This is a genomic window from Clostridium sp. LIBA-8841 (assembly GCF_057782475.1).
This window is the reverse complement of the sequence record NZ_CM173488.1, coordinates 2,912,810-2,933,064: the sequence shown is the minus strand read 5'-3', so window position 1 is coordinate 2,933,064 and position 20,255 is coordinate 2,912,810. Positions and strand designations below refer to the sequence as shown.

13 protein-coding genes and 1 tRNA gene are annotated in these 20,255 nt (G+C 30.3%); 12 read left to right on the top strand and 2 right to left on the bottom strand.

The window, feature by feature from the left end; genetic code table 11:
• Nucleotides 1-173: 173 nt before the first annotated feature.
• The 7 genes from AC2A4K_RS12840 to AC2A4K_RS12810 all read left to right on the top strand — a co-directional run bounded on the left by AC2A4K_RS12840 (nucleotide 174) and on the right by AC2A4K_RS12810 (nucleotide 12,110).
• Nucleotides 174-5,429: a glycoside hydrolase family 2 TIM barrel-domain containing protein gene (locus AC2A4K_RS12840; protein WP_322502887.1), complete on the top strand. Its 5,256-nt coding sequence runs from the start codon at nucleotides 174-176 to the stop codon at nucleotides 5,427-5,429.
• 198 nt (nucleotides 5,430-5,627) lie between these two features.
• Entirely contained in the window at nucleotides 5,628-6,236 is a 609-nt protein-coding gene (locus AC2A4K_RS12835) for a 50S ribosomal protein L25 (protein WP_322502886.1), read from the top strand.
• A 124-nt stretch (nucleotides 6,237-6,360) separates the two neighbouring features.
• Entirely contained in the window at nucleotides 6,361-8,088 is a 1,728-nt protein-coding gene (locus AC2A4K_RS12830) for a phospho-sugar mutase (protein WP_322502885.1), read from the top strand.
• 241 nt (nucleotides 8,089-8,329) lie between these two features.
• Nucleotides 8,330-9,427, top strand: a complete 1,098-nt coding sequence (locus AC2A4K_RS12825; protein WP_322502884.1) for a tetratricopeptide repeat protein — start codon at nucleotides 8,330-8,332, stop codon at nucleotides 9,425-9,427.
• A 16-nt stretch (nucleotides 9,428-9,443) separates the two neighbouring features.
• Nucleotides 9,444-10,160: a WecB/TagA/CpsF family glycosyltransferase gene (locus tag AC2A4K_RS12820; RefSeq protein WP_322502883.1), complete on the top strand. Its 717-nt coding sequence runs from the start codon at nucleotides 9,444-9,446 to the stop codon at nucleotides 10,158-10,160.
• Nucleotides 10,160-11,446, top strand: a complete 1,287-nt coding sequence (locus AC2A4K_RS12815) for a glycosyltransferase (protein WP_322502882.1) — start codon at nucleotides 10,160-10,162, stop codon at nucleotides 11,444-11,446. The genes AC2A4K_RS12820 and AC2A4K_RS12815 overlap by 1 nt, the downstream gene beginning before the upstream one ends.
• 28 nt (nucleotides 11,447-11,474) lie before the next feature.
• Nucleotides 11,475-12,110 (top strand): cyclodeaminase/cyclohydrolase family protein, encoded by a 636-nt coding sequence (locus AC2A4K_RS12810; RefSeq protein WP_322502881.1) that lies wholly within the window; start codon nucleotides 11,475-11,477, stop codon nucleotides 12,108-12,110.
• Between the two features lie 141 nt (nucleotides 12,111-12,251).
• Here AC2A4K_RS12810 and pdaA read toward each other — a convergent pair whose 3' ends face one another.
• Nucleotides 12,252-13,049, bottom strand: coding sequence for a delta-lactam-biosynthetic de-N-acetylase (pdaA, locus tag AC2A4K_RS12805; RefSeq protein ID WP_322502880.1), 798 nt, complete (start codon nucleotides 13,047-13,049; stop codon nucleotides 12,252-12,254).
• A gap of 158 nt (nucleotides 13,050-13,207) precedes the next feature.
• Between pdaA and ychF the strand changes: the two genes are divergently transcribed.
• Nucleotides 13,208-14,305: a redox-regulated ATPase YchF gene (ychF, locus tag AC2A4K_RS12800; protein ID WP_322502879.1), complete on the top strand. Its 1,098-nt coding sequence runs from the start codon at nucleotides 13,208-13,210 to the stop codon at nucleotides 14,303-14,305.
• Nucleotides 14,306-14,407: 102 nt separating this feature from the next.
• Here ychF and AC2A4K_RS12795 read toward each other — a convergent pair.
• Nucleotides 14,408-14,504 (bottom strand) — tRNA-Sec (locus AC2A4K_RS12795).
• A 351-nt stretch (nucleotides 14,505-14,855) separates the two neighbouring features.
• Between AC2A4K_RS12795 and rsmH the strand changes: the two genes are divergently transcribed.
• From rsmH to AC2A4K_RS12775, 4 genes are all read left to right on the top strand, one after another.
• Nucleotides 14,856-15,788, top strand: coding sequence for a 16S rRNA (cytosine(1402)-N(4))-methyltransferase RsmH (gene rsmH, locus AC2A4K_RS12790; RefSeq protein WP_322502878.1), 933 nt, complete (start codon nucleotides 14,856-14,858; stop codon nucleotides 15,786-15,788).
• 78 nt (nucleotides 15,789-15,866) lie between these two features.
• On the top strand, nucleotides 15,867-16,295 hold the full coding sequence (locus tag AC2A4K_RS12785; RefSeq protein WP_322502877.1) for a cell division protein FtsL: 429 nt from the start codon (nucleotides 15,867-15,869) through the stop codon (nucleotides 16,293-16,295).
• 182 nt (nucleotides 16,296-16,477) lie between these two features.
• Nucleotides 16,478-18,700 carry a stage V sporulation protein D gene (locus AC2A4K_RS12780; RefSeq protein WP_322502876.1) on the top strand — a complete coding sequence of 741 codons (2,223 nt, stop codon included), beginning with the start codon at nucleotides 16,478-16,480 and terminating at the stop codon, nucleotides 18,698-18,700.
• 95 nt (nucleotides 18,701-18,795) lie between these two features.
• Nucleotides 18,796-20,250 (top strand): UDP-N-acetylmuramoyl-L-alanyl-D-glutamate--2,6-diaminopimelate ligase, encoded by a 1,455-nt coding sequence (locus AC2A4K_RS12775; protein WP_322502875.1) that lies wholly within the window; start codon nucleotides 18,796-18,798, stop codon nucleotides 20,248-20,250.
• Nucleotides 20,251-20,255 lie beyond the last annotated feature (5 nt).

The following is a 20,255-nucleotide window of genomic DNA, read 5'->3' as shown; positions in this document are numbered from 1 at the left end:
AAATAAAATTAGCTCTCTATGAATATTAATATAATAGAGAGCTTTTTTATTTTGCAAAATGAGAGGGGATTTAGAATGAGATTTTATTCATCTTAATCTAAATTAAGCTTATATTGACTAAAAGTTTAATACTTTGTCTAGTATATAAAAAAATTTAAAAGGGGGAGAAGAATTTGTTAAAAGGGAGCAAGAGAACTGTAGCCCTAGTTGTTTTAGGCAGCTTTTTAGCTACAACATCACACCAATTATTTTTGGGGGGAAAGAGTGTAGATGCAAGGGAATATCCAGATAGTGAAATGCCAACTATAGGAGAGGAATTTACCGGAGAAGAGTGGAATAATAATCCTGAGATTTATCAAGTTAATAGAGAAGAATCTCATGCATCATTCACTTCTTTTAGTAATAGTGAATTAGCTTTAGAGGATTCTAAGAAACCTGTAAATGAGAGAGGGGTAAGAACTGATACAGAGTACCATAAACTTTTAAATGGCGAGTGGGATTTCAATATTGTAGATAAGCCTGCAGATAGACCTACGGCAGTTGATGAAAACGGTTTTGAAACATCAGGATGGACTAAGATAAAAGTTCCAAGCAACTGGCAAACTGAAGGGTTTGACTATCCTATATATACCAATACAACATATCCTTGGACAGGAAGAGAGAATCCTAAGCCACCTAATGCACCAACTGAATATAATCCAGTAGGAACTTATCAGAGAACATTTACAGTTCCTGATAATTGGAAAGAAGGCAGAAGGGTTTATATGTCTTTCCAAGGAGTTGAATCTGCTTTTTACCTCTGGATTAACGGACATAAAGTAGGATATGGAGAAGATAGTTACACTGCAGATGATTTTGATATAACTGACTACTTAAAAGAAGGTGAAAATACTGTTTCTGTTCAGGTATTTAGATGGAGTGATGGTAGCTGGCTAGAAGATCAGGATTTTATAAGATTAAGTGGTATCTTTAGAGATGTTTCAATATATTCTACACCAGAAGTTAAAATTAGAGATTTTAAAATAGAAACGGAGTTAGATGACACATATACAGATGCCAACTTAAAATTGGATGTGGAGCTTACAAATTATTTGAAAAACAATGAAGAGTACACTGTAGAGGCTAAGCTTTATGATGAAAATTATGAAGAGGTTTTAGATGCTCCAATAACAATGAGTACCGATTTCAATGGAGCAACAGATTATAATAGTGAAGCCACTAAAGTTAAGTTAACAGCTAATGTAGACGTTAAAAATCCTAAAAAATGGTCAGCAGAAGATCCGAATTTATATACTATGGTTTTATCCTTAAAAGATAAGGATGGAAATGAAGTTGAGGCTACAAGTACAAAGATAGGATTCAGAGAGTTCAAGATACATGGAGAGCAAATGCTTATAAATGGACAGCCTATAATGTTTAAAGGGGTTAATAGGCATGAAACAGATCCAAATGACGGAAGAGCTGTTTCTATTGAAAGTATGATACAAGATATTGAGTTAATGAAGGCAAATAATATAAATTCAGTTAGAACATCTCATTATCCAAATAATACAGCATTCTTAGAATTATGTGATGAGTATGGATTATATCTAGTTGGAGAGGCTAATATAGAATCTCATGGAGTTAGAAACTATCTACCAGGAGATATGCCAGAATGGTTTGGAGCTTGTCTAGATAGAGTTAAAAATATGGTTCAAAGAGATCAAAACCATGCATCTATTGTCATATGGTCCTTAGGAAATGAAGCTGGTGGAGGAGAAACATTTAATATTTTATCTGATTGGATACACGATAATGATACAACAAGACCTGTCCATTACGAGGGAGATTATAGTGATCCTACAGTTTCTGATATATATAGTCACATGTATTTAAGTCCAAATGCGGTTGAAAACATAGGAAAGCAAGGGGGCAAACCTTTCATACTTTGTGAATATGCTCATGCTATGGGAAATAGTAATGGTAACTTTGATCAATACATGGAGGCCTTTGAAAAGTATGATAATCTCCAAGGTGGATTTATATGGGACTGGGTTGACCAAGCTTTATATAAAGATGTAGAGACAATTAAATACTCACCTGATTCTAGTTCTAATGGCTTTAAAGGAATTCCTAAGGAAGGAGAAGCTGTTGAGGGAAAAGATGGACAAGGATTTAAAGGTTATATGACTTTTGATCAAGCTGATGAATTAAATGTTACTGGAAAAGGAGTAACCTTAGAAGCATGGGTTAAACCGGAAGGTGGTAATCAAGACAATGTTTTTGTAGCAAAAGGAGATACTCAATTTGCTATAAAGGAAACAGCTAACTTCCAACATACTGGTAAGAGAGCAATAGAATTCTTTATTTATGATGCTAATGGAAGTGAGTGGGTTGCTGCTAAGACTATGGAGATACCAAGTGATTGGGTAAATAATTGGCATAAGATTGCAGGTACTTTTGATGGAAACCAACTTAAACTTTATATAGATGGAGAGGAAGTTGCATCGACAAACTACACAGGTTCAATTACAGCGAGTAATTATCCATTAACAATAGGAGGAGATGCTCAAAAGAATAGTAGAAGTAATGCTGCTATAGACTCTGTACGTGTATACAATAGAGCCTTAAGCAAAGATGAATTAAATGATGAAAATAGAAAGCCAGATGAAAACACTGTTTTATGGATGGACTTTGAAGAGTGGAAGGAAGAAAGTACTTCTCAAGATGGATCAACTAAGTATTTAGCTTATGGCGGAGATTGGGGAGATAATCCTAATGATGATAACTTCTGTGCAAATGGAATGATTACAGCTGAGAGAGAAGAAAAGCCACAACTTAAAGAGGTTAAGTATGGTTATCAAAATATAGAAATAAATAATGTAAATGCTGCTGAAGGATTAATAGAGATAGAAAATGAATTCTTATTTACTAATCTTAATGAATATAAGATGGTTTGGGAATTAAATAAGGATGATGAAGTTGTTCAAAGTGGAGAAATGAACTTAGATATAAGTCCACTTGAAAGAACCAATGTTCAGATTGATTTAAATAGACCAGAATCTATAGATAATGGAGCAGAGTATTGGTTAAATATAAGATTTGAAACTTTAGAGGATGAAAAGTGGGCTAATGCAGGGCATATAATAGCTACAGAACAATTTGGAATTGATTTTTCAGAGGAAAGTAAGGATGTAGTAGATGTTGCTTCAATGAATGATGTTGAAATAACTAATAACGATGATACTAATTTAACTTTAAGAGGAACTGATTTCGAATTAAACTTCAATAAGGTTAAAGGTAACATTGATTCTTTCAAAAACAATGGAAAAGAATTATTAAGTGCTCCAATAGAACCTGATTTTTGGAGAGCGCCAGTTGATAATGATAAAGAAAATGGAATGCCAAATAGAACAGGAACATGGAAGAATGCAGGTAAAAATAGAACAATAGGTAATGTTACTGTTACAGAGGATGAAAGTGGAAAGTTTGTAACAATAGAAGCAAGTGCTACTTTACCGACTACAACGGCTTCAAACTATAAAAATATAATAAAAGTTTATGGAGATGGAGAGGTTGTTATAACTTCTGAACTTAATCCAGGAGCTTCAAATCTACCAGAGATTCCTGCCATTGGAATGGAATTTAATATGCCAGCTGAATTTGAAAACTTAGACTGGTATGGAAGAGGACCTCAAGAAAACTATTGGGATAGAAATAAAGGAGCTCATGTAGGAGTATATAGTTCAACTGTAGAAGATCAATTCTTTAAATATATAGAGCCATCAGAAATGGGAAATAAAACTGATATAAGATGGATGACTCTTACTAATAATGATGGAGTTGGATTAATGGTTTCAGGAGATCCTTATGTAGAAGCATCAGCTCTTCATTACACAGAAGAGGAACTTGGAAGTAAGAAGCATCCTCATGAACTTGTAAAATCAGAGGATGTTGTGGTTAATGTTAACTATAGACAAATGGGAGTAGGTGGAGATGATGCCTGGGGTGCTAGACCAAAACCAGAATATACTCTTTATCCAAATCAAGATTACGTATATAGAATGGTGTTAAGACCTATTAATACAGAGGCTCAATCACCGATGGAATTAAATAAATTAGATGCTCCTTACGAGGTTAAGGGAGAACAGGAAAGTATAGAAGTAAAAACTTTAGTTGGAGAAGCACCAGTTTTACCAAAGAAAACACAGGTAGAACTTACTGATGGAGCATTGAAAGAAGTAGGCATAACTTGGAATGAAATAGATCCTGAGTCATACAGTAAGATTGGAACTTTCCAAGTAGAAGGAACAATTAAGGGAACTTCAAATAAAATAACTGCTAATATAACTGTTAGAGATATTGTTGAGGCTGATAAAATAGATGTTCAAACAATAATAGGTAAAGAACCAGTTTTACCTAATTCAGTAGAAATAGTTTATACTGACGGTGAGAAGGTAGTTACTAATGTAATTTGGGATGAAATTTTAGAAGAGGATTACTCAAAAGAAGGGGTAATAAAAGTTAATGGAGTAGCTGAGGTTAATGGTAAAAACCTTGAAACTATTGCAACGGTTAACGTAGCTAGAGGAGAATATGCAAGTGATTTAGATTGGGAAAGTGCAAATCAAGGATGGAGTACTCCAAAGAAAGATACTTCAGTTGATGGAAATCAAATAAGATTAACTGATGGATTAAAGTCTATGAGTTTTGAAAAAGGATTAGGAACACATACAGATTCAACTATTGTCTACGATGTTTCAGGTAAAGATTATGATTATTTTGAATCTTACATTGGCTTAGATACTGAAACAGGTTCTAAGAGTGATGGAGCTATATTCAAAGTTTTAGTAGATGGTGAAGAAGTATATGATAGTGGTGTTGTTAAACCAGGAGAAAGATCTAAGAATATTAAGCTAGATATAAAAGGAGCTTCTAAGATAACTCTAAAAACTTTAAAGAATGGACATGACTGGGAAGATCATACTGATTGGGCCAATGCAATGTTCACTTATGAGGTTAAGGTTGCTGATGAAGAATTAGGAACATTAATAAATAATGCTAAGGAAATACACAATAATGCAGTTGAAGGAGTTAATGTTGGAGAATATCATAGTGGCTCTAAGAGTGAGTTAGAAAAGGCTATAGTTTTAGCAGAGGAAGTTTATAATAATAGCGAATCTTCAAATGAAGAGAAAGAAAATGTTAAACTTTCATTAAATGCTACTTTAGAAAAATTTGAAAGTCTAAAAATAACTGGAACTACAGGTGATCTAAATGAAAATGGTAAATTTGAAATCGGTGATTTAGCTATGGTTTCTAAACATTACGGAAAGAATTCAACAGATAATGCTGACGAATGGGAAACTATTGAAAAATATGATTTAAATAAAGATGAAAAAATAGATCATTATGAATTAGATTTTACAAGTCGTAAAGCATTAAACTAAATAATAATTAATAGAAGATGCTGTATCAAAAATAACTTAAAATAAAACTTATAAATATATTCAGAGAATTGCTAGATATTCTCTTCATATTATTTATAAGTTTTATTGTTTAACTTTTGATATAGTCTCTTCTTTTTTTACTTTTAAGGTGAATAATAAGAGCCTTTTCGGAAATAATACTTAAAAGGAGGGATGATTATGGAAAATTTAAATGTAAATCAAAGAGAAAAGAAGACTGGACATTCAAGTAGAAGAAGCAGAAGACACGGATTAATTCCTGGAGTTGTATATGGAAAAGGAATGAATAATCTTTTATTTGAAATAGGAGAGCTAGAACTTAATCATGCACTTGCTGTAGCTGGAGAGCATGGAGTTTTAAATGTAAATTCACAAGAGGGACAAATGAATACACTTATAAAAGAAGTTCAAAGAGATCCTGTAAGTAGAAGGGTTGTACATATAGATTTAGAAAAGGTTGATGGAAACGAAGAAATAGTAACAACTGTGCCTATAAATTATATTGGTGAGGCTCATGTAAATAACATAGATGCTGTACTACAAAAAAATAAAGAGGGCATAAAGATAAAATGTTCACCTAATAATATTCCAAAGTGTGTAGAACTGAATGTAGAAAAGGCCGAAAAAGGAGATCAGTTCAAGGTTTCTGATATCGAATGTGGAAGTGAGATAACAGTAGTTGATGATTTCGATTCTGTAGTGGCTTCTATAAGCTATGATCAAAAAATAATAACTCAAGAAGTTGTGGATCAACAAGTAGAAGAGAATAGAGCTAAAAAAGAGAATTAATATTAATAAATTGAGAATGGAATTGATAGTAAAATAATTCCATTCTCAATTTTTTTATTTTCATATTATAAAATAATGTAGTATAATATCTGTGGAAATAAAATACAAAAGGGGAGAGAGCGCAGTGTATAAAGAAAGATATGAAGAATGGTTAAACTCTAGTAGTATTTCAGAAGAAATAAAAGATGAATTAAGAACGATATCAGATGAAAAAGAAATTGAAGATAGATTTTACAAAGAATTAGATTTTGGTACTGGTGGATTAAGAGGAATAATTGGTGCTGGAACTAATAGAATGAATATCTATACAGTTGGAAAAGCTACTCAAGGGTTTGCTGATTATTTAAATGATAATTATGATGGAAATAAATCAGTTGCAATAGCTTATGATTCAAGAAATATGTCTAAGGAATTTGCAAAGGCAGCAGCATTAACTCTTTGTGCAAATGGAATCAAAGTTAACCTTTTTGAATCTTTAAGACCAACTCCAATGTTATCCTTTGCAGTTAGAGAATTAAATTGTAATGGTGGTATTGTTATAACAGCATCACATAATCCAAAGCAATATAATGGATATAAAGTTTATGGAGATGATGGATGTCAGTTAACAGATGCTCCTGCTAAAGCTGTTATTGGATATGTTAATGAAATTACAGATTATGCCAACATAAAAACAATGAGTGAAGAAGAAGCCTTAGAAAAAGGTCTTTTAGTTTACATTGGCGAAGAAATAGATAAAAAATATATGGATGCTTTAAAAACTTTAACTATAAGAAAAGAACTAGTTAAAGAGCATGCTAAAGATTTAAAAATAATATATACTCCAATCCATGGTTCAGGAAACATTCCTGTAAGAAGAATATTAAGTGAGCTTGGATATGAGAATGTTTTCGTTGTTAAAGAGCAAGAATTACCAAACGGAAACTTCCCAACTGCACCATATCCAAATCCAGAGGATCCAAAAGTGTTTGAATTAGCTTTAGATATGGCTAAAGAAATTCAACCAGATATAATATTTGGAACAGATCCTGACTGTGATAGAATAGGTGTTGTTGTTAAGGACAATGAGGGAGAATATCAAGTTTTAAGTGGTAACCAAACAGGTATGTTATTAACTAATTACATTTTAAGTTCATTAAAAGAAATGAATGAGTTACCTGAAAATGGAGCTGTTATAAAAACTATAGTTACTACAGAATCAGTTAGAAAGATGGCTGAGGAATATGGTGTAACATTAATAGACACATTAACAGGATTTAAATATATAGGAGAAAAAATAAAAGAGTTTGAAGAGTCAGGTTCAAATCAATACTTATTTGGATTTGAAGAAAGTTATGGATACTTAGCAGGTACATTTGCTAGAGATAAAGATGCTGTTGTAGCTTCAATGCTAATAGCTGAAATGACTTTATACTATAAAGGGCAAGGAAAAACTCTTTATGATGGTTTAATAGAGCTTTATAACAAATATGGTTATTTCAAAGAAAGCTTAGTATCAATAGAGCTTGCAGGAAAAGAAGGACAAGAACAAATTGCTAAGTGCATAGATGGCTTAAGAAATGAAACTTTAAAAGAAATAAATGGTGTTAAGGTTGTTATATCTTTTGATTATAAGTTAAGCAAAGAAGTAAATAATTTAACAGGAGAAGAAAAAGAGATTAATCTTCCAAAGTCAAATGTTTTAAAATATGTTTTAGAAGATGATTCATGGTTTGTTGTAAGACCTTCAGGCACAGAGCCTAAGATGAAAGTTTACTTATCAGTAAAAGGTTCAAGCTTAGAGGATTCAAAAGAAAAAACTGAAACTTTCAAAAATGCTATAATGGAAGTAATCAATACTAAGCTAAAATAGTCTAGGTGAGATAAGGAGCTGTATATTTTATACAGCTCTTTTTATATTTTTAAATAGGACTACACCAAAGAGATGATTAAAGTGTTATAATATATAACTAATACATATTAAGGTGAACTAAATTTTATTTTGTGATAAAATATAGTTCGAAATTTATGATGTATAATAAATTTAGGTTTATAAATTTTATTTTTAGATAGAATTAAAATAGTTAGTAAAAGTTAGTTAAGGAGATAGAGATATGAGTTTTAATACATTTGCAAAAGAGAAGTTATCACAACTTTTATTTTTAGAAGTAGATGGGAATGGGCTTATTAAAAGTTTAGGTAAAGATCAAAAGGAAGTAAATATAAAAGAATTGTATGTTCCTATAGATCCAAGACATTTATCAAGTGATATAAAGAGTGGATATAAGTTAGAATCACTACAAATAAACTATTTAGTTGAAGGCATGTTTTTTGCTTTAGGCGGAGATAAAGATTTTAGATTTAATGAAGATTATAAAAAGTTAATTCCATTAATAGATGATGCTATTCCATGTGTGAAAAAAATAGTAGCTGATAAGGTTAAAGATGGAAATATGGTTGAGGCTTTCATGCTTTTAAAAGGATTAAACGAGATTTCTGATGATACTGATGTTTATGAAAATCTTTTATTAATATGTGAATCCTTAAGAGAGAAAAATAAGTCTTATAATGAAACTCAATTAGAAATATGTGATAAATGTAAGGCTCATAGAAGTGACTTAGCACTTCCATACCTTTATTCAGCAATAGCTTACAATGATATGGGACAATATGATAAGGCTTATGTTGATATAAATGAATATTTAGCTAAGGGTGGAGAAAGAAACGAAATAGTTGAGGTTTTATATAATGAAATAAAGGATTCAGCTGATTATGAAGAAGGAAAAGAAGAATTATTAGAAGAGCCAGAAGATGCTTTAAAAAGACTTATTCCTTTAGCAGATAAGTTTCAAGATAATGCTATACTAAGATACTATATTGCTACAGCTTATAGAAGATTAGGGAATTTTGAAAAGGCAATTTATTATTTAAATGAATGCTTAGCTATTGATGATAGTATAGTTGAAGCTGTTAATGAAATGGGAATAAACTATGCTTCATTAGGTATATATGATGAGGCTGTTAAATACTTAAGAAAAGCCTTTGAAAGTACAAGAGATATAGAGATTTGTACTAATTTAATAGTTTGTTATTTAAATGCAGGGATGATTGAAGATGCTAAACAGCATTTAGATATAGCTAAAGCTATTAATAAGGATGATGAGATAGTAAAAGAAATAGAAACATTTATGAAAAATAATAATATTAAATAGCCTTTAGGAGCGAGATATGTATAGGGAGTTATTAGGATATAGGATATTTTCAGAGGATAAAAAGAAACTTTTAGAAGAAATAAAAAATAAAGAAAGAGTCAACATAATATCTGGAAATCCAGAGGTTTTATTTAATGGTATAAACAATGAATTTTTAAGAAATAGCTTTACTGAAGAAGATGCCTTAATAATTCCAGATGGAGTTGGAACACTTCTTGCAGCTAAGATAAACGGCATAGAAATAAAAGAAAAAATAGCTGGTATTGAAGTTATGAATATGCTTTTAGAGGAAGCTAAAGAAAGTGGATTAAAAGTATTTTTATTAGGAGCTAAAGAAGAAACTCTTATTGCATGTAAAGAAAAAATAGAGAATAACTATAAAGGAATAAATGTAGTTGGAAGTAATAATGGTTTTTTTGATTTAGAAAATTGCAATGATTTAATAGAAAAAATTAATGAAAGCAAAGCTGATATAATTTTTGTTGCAATGGGAGCTCCAAGACAAGAGATATTTATAGAAAAATATAAAGATAAACTTTGCTGTAAAGTTTTTATGGGTGTTGGTGGTAGTTTTGATGTTATGGCTGGTAATGTAAATAGAGCACCGGAATTTATGATTAATATTGGCATGGAGTGGCTTTATAGAGTAGCTAAGGAACCTTGGAGAATAAAGAGATTAGGCTCTATACCAAAGTTTTTACTTTTATCAGTTAAAGAAAGAGGTAAAAAATAATGAAGATTTTATTTATAGCCTGCTATTCACCAATGATTAATAATTCTGCATCTATTGAGACTCTTATGTACTTAAATAATTTATGTAACATAGATAATAATAATGTTCATCTTTTAACAGTAGATTTTCCTAAAAACTCTATTTATTATGATGCAGAAATTCTTAAGCTTTTAGATAGTAAGGTAAAAGTCCATGCAATTGAGGGTGGAAAATTATTTAATAAGATAATGCCTAAAAAACCTAATAATGAAGAAGTAAGTAAAGTTCCTTCTAATACAAAAGCTAATGGCAAGATGAAGCTTATGAGGAATATTAAAAATAAAATAATTTTTCCTGATATGTATTACAACTGGAGCTTCAAGGCCTCAAAGTATGGAAAAGAGCTTATGGAAAAAGAGAAGTTTGATGTCATTTTTTCTATGCATGAACCACCTTCAAGTCATCTTTGCGCTTTAAGAATAAAAAAAGCTTTTAAGGATATACCATGGGTTTTATATTGGAGTGATCCATGGCTTAAGGATCCATCAAGAGAAGATATTGGATTTATAAGAAAGTTTATAGAAGGTAAACAGGAAAAAGCTGTAGTATTAAATGGTGATAGACATATATTTGTAACTGAAGAGAACAAAAAAGACTTTATAGAAAAGTATAATGTTAAAGATGATAAAATGTTTATTGTAACTAGAGGATATAATAAAGCTATATATGAAGAGATTGAAAGAGAAGAGAAACCAGAGCTTTTAAAAGAGGATAAGATAAATTTAATTTATGCTGGAGAGATTTTTAGTAAGATTAGAGATTTAAGACCTTTCATAAAAGCCTTAAAAGAATTAGAAATAAGCAATAAGGAATTATTTAATAGATTAAACATAATATTCTTTGGAAATATAGATGATGAAAACATAAAAGAAGCATTAAAACAATTTTCCAATGTAAGTGTTAATGGAAGAATTGATTATAAAGAAGCTTTAAGATATATGATTCATGGGGATGTTCTTCTTGTTTTAGGAAATAAAAATTCAAAACAAATACCTGCTAAAATATATGATTACTTAGGAACAAAAAATCTTATTATGGTTATACTAGGTGATGAAAATGATCCTATAAAGAATGTTATAAGTAATAAGGATAAGTGTATAGTTAGTGAAAATAAATATGAAGCTATATTAGATGATTTAAATAAATGCAGAGAATTAATTGATTCTGGTAAGAGTTTTGAAGCTAATGAAGAATATGAATGGAGTAGCATAGGAAAAAAATTAAATAATATACTTAAATTAAAATAAGCAATAATATTTGATGGAGGGGTAATTAATGAAAAACCAAACAATAAAAGATTTTATAGAAGACTTAGGATCAAGTTCATCAGCACCTGGCGGTGGGGCAGCGGCAGGTATTGTTGGAGCAGTAGGAGTAGCTTTAACTTCAATGGTTTATAGCTTAACTGTTGGTAAAAAAGTTTATGAATCTTTAAGTGATGAAAATAAAAGGATTCTAGACAAGAATCTTGAAGAGGCTAAAAAAAGCTATGATGAAATGTTAGATTTCATGAATAGGGACGAAGAGGCTTTTAGTGCATTAATGGACTGTTATAAATTGCCTAAGGATACAGAGGAAGAAAAGAAATTAAGAAGTGAAAAAATAGATGAATGTACTTTGGGTGCAATGATAGTTCCTTTAAAACTTAGCAGAAAGGCTTTAAAGTTTTTTGATAATGTAAAGTTTGCTGCAAAGTATGGAAATAGAAATTTAGTTTCTGATGCAATTGTTAGTGCAATAATGCTTAGTGCTTGCATAGATAGCTCTGTAGTTAATGTGGAAATAAACTTAGCCTTTTTAAAGGATGAGGAATTTGTGAAAAAGATAAAAGAAGAAATTTTACATATAAGACATGAAAGTACTAGATTAAAAGAAGAAATTTTAAAAGAGAATAATTTCTTACAAGATTAATGATAACTTTAGTTAAATTTATCTATATTTTATATGTATTAAATCTTAAATAATTTAGAAATATTATAGAGGTTTAGCGTAGACTAGGTGTTTTAGTTTATGCTAGACCTCTAAATATATTTAGGATTTTATGAAGAAAGATTATTCTTGTTTAGGTGTTATGTCATTTAAAGATTTAAATTCAAATCCATCAGCTTTAAGTTCTTTTATAAGCTCATCTAAAATAGCAGTATTTGTATCAGATACAGCATGAAGTAAGGCTATTTCACCGTTATGAAGCTTATCGAATATTTTCTTCTTAGCAGCCTCTCTAGAAGGTTGCTCATTAACTAGCCAATCTCTATATGCAAAACTCCAAAAGACAGAAGTATAACCAAGTTCTTCAGTTGATGCTAGAGATTGCTCACTGTATTTTCCCATTGGAGGTCTAAAGAATTTAGGCATTTCTTTTCCTGTTACTTTAAAATACTCTTCTTCAACCTCAGTAAATTCCTTTTTAAACTTTTCTTTATCAAGAATTTTAGCCATTGATGGATGGTGAGAAGTGTGATTACATACAAGATGACCTTCTTCATCCATTCTTTTTATAAGATCTGGATAATCTTTTATATATGGTCTTGTTACAAAGAAGGCAGCAGGTACTTGGTTTTCTTTTAATATATCAAGTATTTTTCCTGTATTTCCATTTTCATATCCTTCATCAAAAGTAAGAAAAATTTCTTTTTTTGAAGTATCTCCACAATAAAGTACCTTATATTTAGATATATATGGTGTTTCTTTAGGGCCATGAGGGATTCCTTCTTCTTTGTTATAAGAGTAATACCAGTTAAATTCTTTTGTGCAAGGACTATTGATTTCTTTTGCTGCTATTTTTGTATTTAAAGAAAGAGATAAAATTATCATTGTTGAAAAAAATAATGATAAAAATTTCTTAATCATAAAACATCACCTCGAATTTATTATGTGTTATATATTAGGATTAATTTGTATTTTTAGGTGGATAATTAGGAAACATAATACAGTTGTTGAAATATATATTAAGCTAGAGTATAATCATTAAGTATGAAATTAAATATGAGAAAGGGACGTGTACATAGATGAAATTAGGAATGGTTGGATTACCAAACGTTGGTAAAAGTACATTATTCAATGCTATTACGAAAGCAGGAGCTGAATCAGCAAACTATCCTTTCTGTACAATAGAGCCAAACGTAGGTGTTGTAAGTGTACCAGATAAGAGATTAGATGTTTTAGAAAAAATATATAACACAAAGAAAAAAGTATATACTGCAATAGAGTTTTATGATATAGCAGGATTAGTTAAAGGTGCTAGTAAAGGTGAAGGATTAGGAAACAAATTCTTATCACATATAAGAGAAGTTGCAGCTATAGTTCATGTTGTAAGATGTTTTGATGATGAGAACGTTGTTCACGTAGAAGGTTCTGTAGATCCAATAAGAGATATAGAAACTATAAACTTAGAACTTATTTTTGCGGACTTAGATGTTCTTGAAAGAAGAATGGAAAAGACTGTGAAATTAGTGAGATCAGGTGATAAAACTGCTAAGTTTGAGTATGATGTAATGGAAAGATTAAAGGCTCACTTAGAAGCAAATAAACCAGCTAGAACTTTAGAAGTAACTGAAGATGAAGAAGCTTTCGTTAAGAGCTTATTCTTAATAACTTCAAAACCAGTTTTATATGCTTGCAACATATCAGAAGATGATATGATGGAAGGAAATTTAGACAATGAATATGTTCAAAAAGTAAGAGCATATGCTGAATCAGAGAATTCAGGAATCATGGTTGTTTGTGCTAAACTTGAAGAAGAATTATCAGGATTAGATGACGAAGAAAAGGCTGAAATGTTATCTGAGTACGGATTAGAAGAGGCAGGCCTTGATAAACTTATTGAAGCAAGCTATAAATTATTAGGATTAATGAGTTACTTAACAGCAGGTGTACAAGAAGTTAGAGCTTGGACAATAAAACAAGGAACTAAAGCTCCACAAGCTGCAGGTAAAATTCACTCTGATATAGAAAGAGGATTCATAAGAGCAGAGGTAGTTTCTTATGATGACTTAATAGAATGTGGTTCAGAAGCAGCTGCTAAAGAAAAAGGTGTTTATAGATTAGAAGGTAAAGAATACGTAATGAAAGATGGAGACATAGTTAACTTCAGATTCAACGTATAGTTTAAAAGTAAAAAATAGAAACTTTTTTACATCAAATTTAAACAGCATTTTTAGACGAAAAAAAGCTATTTGAAAGTTAATTTCAAATAGCTTTTTGCTTTGTGGCGGGAGTATGTGGGAATCGAACCCACCCATGATGGTATTAGCACCATAACTAGGTGTTGAAGACCTGTAGAGACACCAGCCCCTATCTACTCCCATAGTATTTTAAAATTTTACATCAAAATAAATATAATGTCAAATTTTTTTCTAAGGGTATTTTAATAGTATTAATTTATAAATAATAAATTTTGAAAGGAATTTTTAATTTTTTATAGAATAATGTATAATAAAATATATATATAATGGGAAAATAGTTGCAATAATATGATATTCTAGTGTAAATTAGTAAGAGGCATAATAATTTACATATTATTTAATAATTAATAAATATGTTTAAGAATATTTATTGATAAAAACAAAGAAGATAAATTTAGTTATATTGATGATATATAATATGATTTTAATAATCAAAAGATGATAATTAATTAAAAAATTAAGGAGTATTTATATGGAATTTAAACACGTTTCGGTTTTGCTGGATGAATGCATCGATGCTTTAGATATAAAAGAAAATGGTATATATGTAGACTGTACATTAGGTGGTGCAGGGCATTCAAGCGAAATAGTTAAAAGGCTTTCAAGTGAAGGAAGATTAATAGGATTTGATCAGGATAAAGATGCTTTAAAAGCAGCAGGAGAAAGATTAAAAGAGTATGAAAATGTTACCTATGTACATAGTAATTTCTATGCTATATATGATGTCCTAACTGACTTAGGAATTGAGGGAGTAGATGGTATTCTTATGGATTTAGGAGTTTCTTCTTATCAGTTAGATAATGGAGAAAGAGGATTTAGTTACATGCAAGATGCTCCTTTAGATATGAGAATGAATAGAGATAATGAATTCTCAGCATATGAAATAGTTAATACATATTCAGAAGAAGAGCTTTACAGAATAATAAAGGAATATGGGGAAGAAAAATTTGCTAAAAGGATAGCAAATTTTATAGTTAAAAATAGAGAAGAAAAAAATATAGAGACTACTTTAGAATTGGTTGAAATAATAAAGTCTGCTATTCCAGCTAAGGCTAGAAGAGAGGGACCACATCCAGCTAAAAGAACATTTCAAGCTATAAGAATAGAAGTTAATAAAGAACTTGAAATAATAAGCAAAACTATTTTTGATGGAGTTAAGAAACTTAACAAAGGCGGAAGAATGGCTATAATAACATTCCATTCTTTAGAGGATAGAATTGTTAAAAATGCATTTAAGGAATTAGCTAATCCTTGTACGTGTCCTAGCGAGTTTCCAGTATGCGTTTGTAATAGAAAGCCAGAAGTTAAACTTATAACAAGAAAACCTATAGATGCTAGTAAAGAAGAATTAGAATTTAACCCAAGGAGTAGAAGTGCTAAGCTAAGAGTAATAGAGAAATTATAATATGATATTTTAGAAACAAATGTTTAAGTAGATTTTTTTAAGTAAGGGGAATAAAAATTAATTGGAGAGGGATAAGAGATGATTGTAAAAGAGTTTGATTATAATGGAAGTTCTGCACTTAAACCACAAAGAAAAGAGCAAACTGTACCAAGTAGAAAAACCTACGATAAGAAAAAGAAAAAAATCGAACAACAGAGAAGAAAAAAGCAAAAAGACAAAAGAGTAAGAAAAAGTGTATTACAAATAGTACTTCTAATATTAGTTGTTGGTGGGGTAACAATAAGTAGAGATATAAAAGTTTATAAGACTCAGCAACAGTTGGATTCAATGAATAAGCAAATAAATTCTGTCATAACAGAAAATGAAGCTTTAAAGGTTCAAATATTAAAAGCAAGTTCTTTAGATAAAATAGAGGATGTCGCTAAAAACAAACTAAAAATGATATTGCCAACTAAGGATGATATGGTTAAGTTAAGTGGTGACCAAACTACTGAAGGGAAGCAATAGGGGAATAAATTAGGGTGCACTTTTATTATTGTTTTAAGAGTGCATCCATAATTTTTTATATAATGGCTATAGATTTATTAATTTGATTTTTTAAAAATAAACTTAATAAGTTTAGTAGTTTTCTAAAGATAACTTTTTGAATGTAAGGCTCATTTTATTTGACTTAATATGGAGGGCTAAGTGTGAAAAATAAAAAGAAGAACAAAGGATTTAAAGATTATAAAATAACAAAGTCGCTTACGAATAGAAGATCTTATTGGATTATGTTAGTCATATGGGGATTATTAGCGGTCTTAGTATTAAGATTATCGTATATAATGATTTTTAAGCATAAAGAATATGGTACCATGGCTGAAGAGCAATGGAAAAATGAAGTGAAAATAGCTGCTAAAAGAGGAGATATCTTAGATAGAAATGGTGGCCAATTAGCTGTTAGTGCCAATGTTTATAGAGTAGATTTAGACCTTAAAACTTTAAAAGAAATTGCTTTTAAGAATGATGATACAGATGATGAAAAAAAAGCAAAACTTAATAAAATAGCAGAAGAGTTAGGAACTGCTTTAGATATGCCAAAAGAAGATGTGTATGATAAATTAAACACAACTTTACCATCAGGAGTGCCAGCAACATCAGCAACCTTAGTTAGAAAAATAGAAAAGGATAAAGCTGATAAAGTTAAGGCTTTAAAAATAAAAGGGGTAATAGTTTCTCAAGATACAAAAAGATATTATCCAGACAATAATTTCTTAGCTCAAGTTTTAGGAAGAGTTGATCAAGATGGAGTTGGTCAAGGTGGGATTGAACGTGAATACAATGCAGAATTATCAGGTATTCCAGGAATGAGGATATCAGAAGTTGCAAGAAATAGTAATGGGATCCCTTATTCAAATGCTGAATTTGCAGCTCCTGTAGATGGAAAAGATGTTACACTAACTATTGATGAAACAATACAATATTTCGCTGAAAAAGTTGCAGAAAAGGGTATGAAAGAATATCAAGCAGAAGGAGTTAGTATAATAGTTATGAATCCTCAAAATGGGGAAGTTCTAGCTATGGCTAATAAACCAGATTATAATCCTAATAATCCTTATGAAGGATATAAAAATTTCCCGGGTGATAATGAAACACAAAAGACTGAGAATATGTGGAAAAACTCGGCTGTGTCAAATACATTTGAACCAGGATCTATATTTAAGATGGTAACTTCAGCAGCAGCAGTACAAGAAGGAATAGCTGGTGGAGATGAAACTTATTATTGTCCAGGAGGAAAAAATGTTTCAGGGACTTATATAAAATGTTGGAAACCAGAAGGACATGGAACTGAAACATTTGACCAAATATTAGAGAATTCTTGTAACGTAGGATTCATGGATATAGGTGAGAAGCTTGGAAAAGAAAAATTAAATGAATATATACAAAAATTTGGATTTGGAAAAGCTACTGGAATAGATTTACCAGGTGAAACTTCAGGAATAGTACTTCCTAACGATAAAATAGGACCAGTAGAACTTGCTACAATATCTTTTGGTCAAACAGATAGTGCAAGTGGAGTGCAATTAATGGCTGCTATGAACACTATCGCTAATGGAGGAACATGGATTCAACCTCATGTTATGAAGGAAATAAGTCATGAAGATAAAGATGGAACAAGGGTTGTAGATGAAACTTTTGAACCTAAAAAAGTTCAAAATGTAATAGATCAAAAAACAGCTAGAAGAGTAGCTGAGGCTTTAGAAAGAACAGTTCATTATGGTTCACCTAAAAGAGCATATATAGAAGGCTATGAGATAGCTGGTAAAACTGGTACAGCTGAAAAAGTTAAAGAAGGCGGTGGATATGGTGCAGGATATGTAGCATCATTTGCGGGATTTGCTCCATATGATAATCCTCAAATTTCAGTTTTAATATCAGTTGATAATCCAAAAGGTGAATATTTTGGAGGATTAGTAGCCGCTCCATTAGCACATGATTTATTTAGTGAAATATTTAATTATATGCAATTAGATACTTCAAATTTAGATAAAAATAAAACTAAAGAAGTAGTTATACCAGAAGTAAGAGGTATGAGTTTAGATAAAGCTAAGGCTATTTTAGACCAAAATAATATAAAATACTCCATAGAAGATGGAGGAAGTTCTATAGTGGATATGAATCCTAAACCAGGATACACAATAAAAGAAGGAAGTGAAATTAAACTTTACACTAAAACTACTTCAAACTATAATAAAGATGTTGTAGTACCAGATTTTAATGGTCTTTCAATGGAACAAACTAAAGAAATTCTTGATAAAATTGGTTTGAAAGGTACATTTGAAGGAGAAGGAAATGTAAAAGAGCAAAGTATAGCTCAAGGCGATGTAGTGAAAAGTGGTACAACAATACAGTTTAAATTAGCTAAGAAATAATTATAGTTAAAAAACTAGCATGTGAGTAAATTCACATGCTAGTATTTTGTGAATTTAACGCTTGTTTAGTGCATAGTATTTAAGGAGTGAAAAAAATGATTCTTAAAAGTTTATTAAATGGCTTAGATTATGAAGTTATAAAAGGTAATGAAGAGTCAAAAATACAAGACATAAGATATGATAACAGAAAGATAGAACAAGGAGATATCTTTGTTTGTATAAAAGGTTTTAAAGTAGATGGACATTCCTTTATAGGTGATGCTGTTAAAAGGGGAGCTAAGGTAATAATAGTTCAGGAATATGTAAGTGTTTCAGAAGACATAACAATAATAAAAGTTAAAGATACTAGAAAAGCTCTTGCATTAATGTCCTCAAATTATTTTGGAAATCCAAAAGACAAATTAAAAATAATCGGAATAACAGGAACTAACGGAAAAACAACTTCTGCTTTTATGATTAAATCAATTTTAGAAAAAGCAGGATGTAAAACAGGATTAATTGGAACTATAGCAAACTATATAGGAAACAAGAAAGTTGATGCTGTTAGAACAACACCAGAATCTTATGAGCTTCATGAATTATTTAAAAATATGGTTGAAGCTGGAGTTGAATATTGCGTTATGGAGGTTTCATCTCATTCTCTAGATTTAGATAGAGTATATGGGGTTCAATTCGTAGAGGGAATCTTTACAAATCTAACTAGAGATCATTTAGATTTTCACAAAACCTTTGAAAACTATTATAATGCTAAATTTAAACTTTTCGAAAGAAGTAATCATAGTATCATAAACTTAGATGATCCATATGGTACTAACATAATAGAAGATATAGAAAAAAGAGGAGTAAAGACAAAAGTTTCTACTTTCTCAGTTGAAAAAGATTCAGATTTTAAAGCTTTTGAGATTAAAAGCCACTCAAATGGTTCAGAATTTAAGGTGAATTTAGATAAAATAGAAGAATTTTCTATAAATATTCCTGGAGAATATAATATATACAACTCATTAGGCTGTATAATATGTGCATATAACTTAAATATTCCTGTAGAAAAAATTAAGGAAGGATTAAGTGATGTTGTAATACCAGGAAGATGTGAACTAGTTGCAAAAGAAAAAAATTTACCTTATAGCATAATAATAGATTATGCACACACACCAGACGGATTAGAAAATATTTTAAGTACAGTAAAAGCCTTTACTAAGAATAGAATGATTTCTGTATTTGGTTGTGGTGGGGATAGAGATAAAGTTAAGCGTCCTCAAATGGGTGAAATAGGTTGTAAATTATCAGATGTTGTAATAATTACTTCTGACAATCCAAGAAGTGAAGAACCTATGGATATAATAAATGACATAGTAAAGCCACTTAAGTATGATAACTTTGAAATTGAAGTTAACAGAAAAGAAGCTATAAGAAAAGCTATGAATATGGCTTTAGAGGGTGATGTTATAGTTATAGCTGGTAAAGGTCATGAGACTTATCAAATACTAAAAGATGAAACAATACACTTTGATGAAAGAGAAGTTGTATATGATATTTTAGAAGGCAAGTAGAGGTG

Bases quoted from the DNA above. Each gene is read 5' to 3' on its own strand.
- rsmH (WP_322502878.1), top strand. From the start codon at position 14,856: ATGGAATTTAAACACGTTTCGGTTTTGCTGGATGAATGCATCGATGCT.
- AC2A4K_RS12815 (WP_322502882.1), top strand. From the start codon at position 10,160: ATGAAGATTTTATTTATAGCCTGCTATTCACCAATGATTAATAATTCT.
- AC2A4K_RS12835 (WP_322502886.1), top strand. From the start codon at position 5,628: ATGGAAAATTTAAATGTAAATCAAAGAGAAAAGAAGACTGGACATTCA.
- AC2A4K_RS12775 (WP_322502875.1), top strand. From the start codon at position 18,796: ATGATTCTTAAAAGTTTATTAAATGGCTTAGATTATGAAGTTATAAAA.
- AC2A4K_RS12810 (WP_322502881.1), top strand. From the start codon at position 11,475: ATGAAAAACCAAACAATAAAAGATTTTATAGAAGACTTAGGATCAAGT.
- ychF (WP_322502879.1), top strand. From the start codon at position 13,208: ATGAAATTAGGAATGGTTGGATTACCAAACGTTGGTAAAAGTACATTA.
- AC2A4K_RS12785 (WP_322502877.1), top strand. From the start codon at position 15,867: ATGATTGTAAAAGAGTTTGATTATAATGGAAGTTCTGCACTTAAACCA.
- pdaA (WP_322502880.1), bottom strand. From the start codon at position 13,049: ATGATTAAGAAATTTTTATCATTATTTTTTTCAACAATGATAATTTTA.
- AC2A4K_RS12825 (WP_322502884.1), top strand. From the start codon at position 8,330: ATGAGTTTTAATACATTTGCAAAAGAGAAGTTATCACAACTTTTATTT.
- AC2A4K_RS12820 (WP_322502883.1), top strand. From the start codon at position 9,444: ATGTATAGGGAGTTATTAGGATATAGGATATTTTCAGAGGATAAAAAG.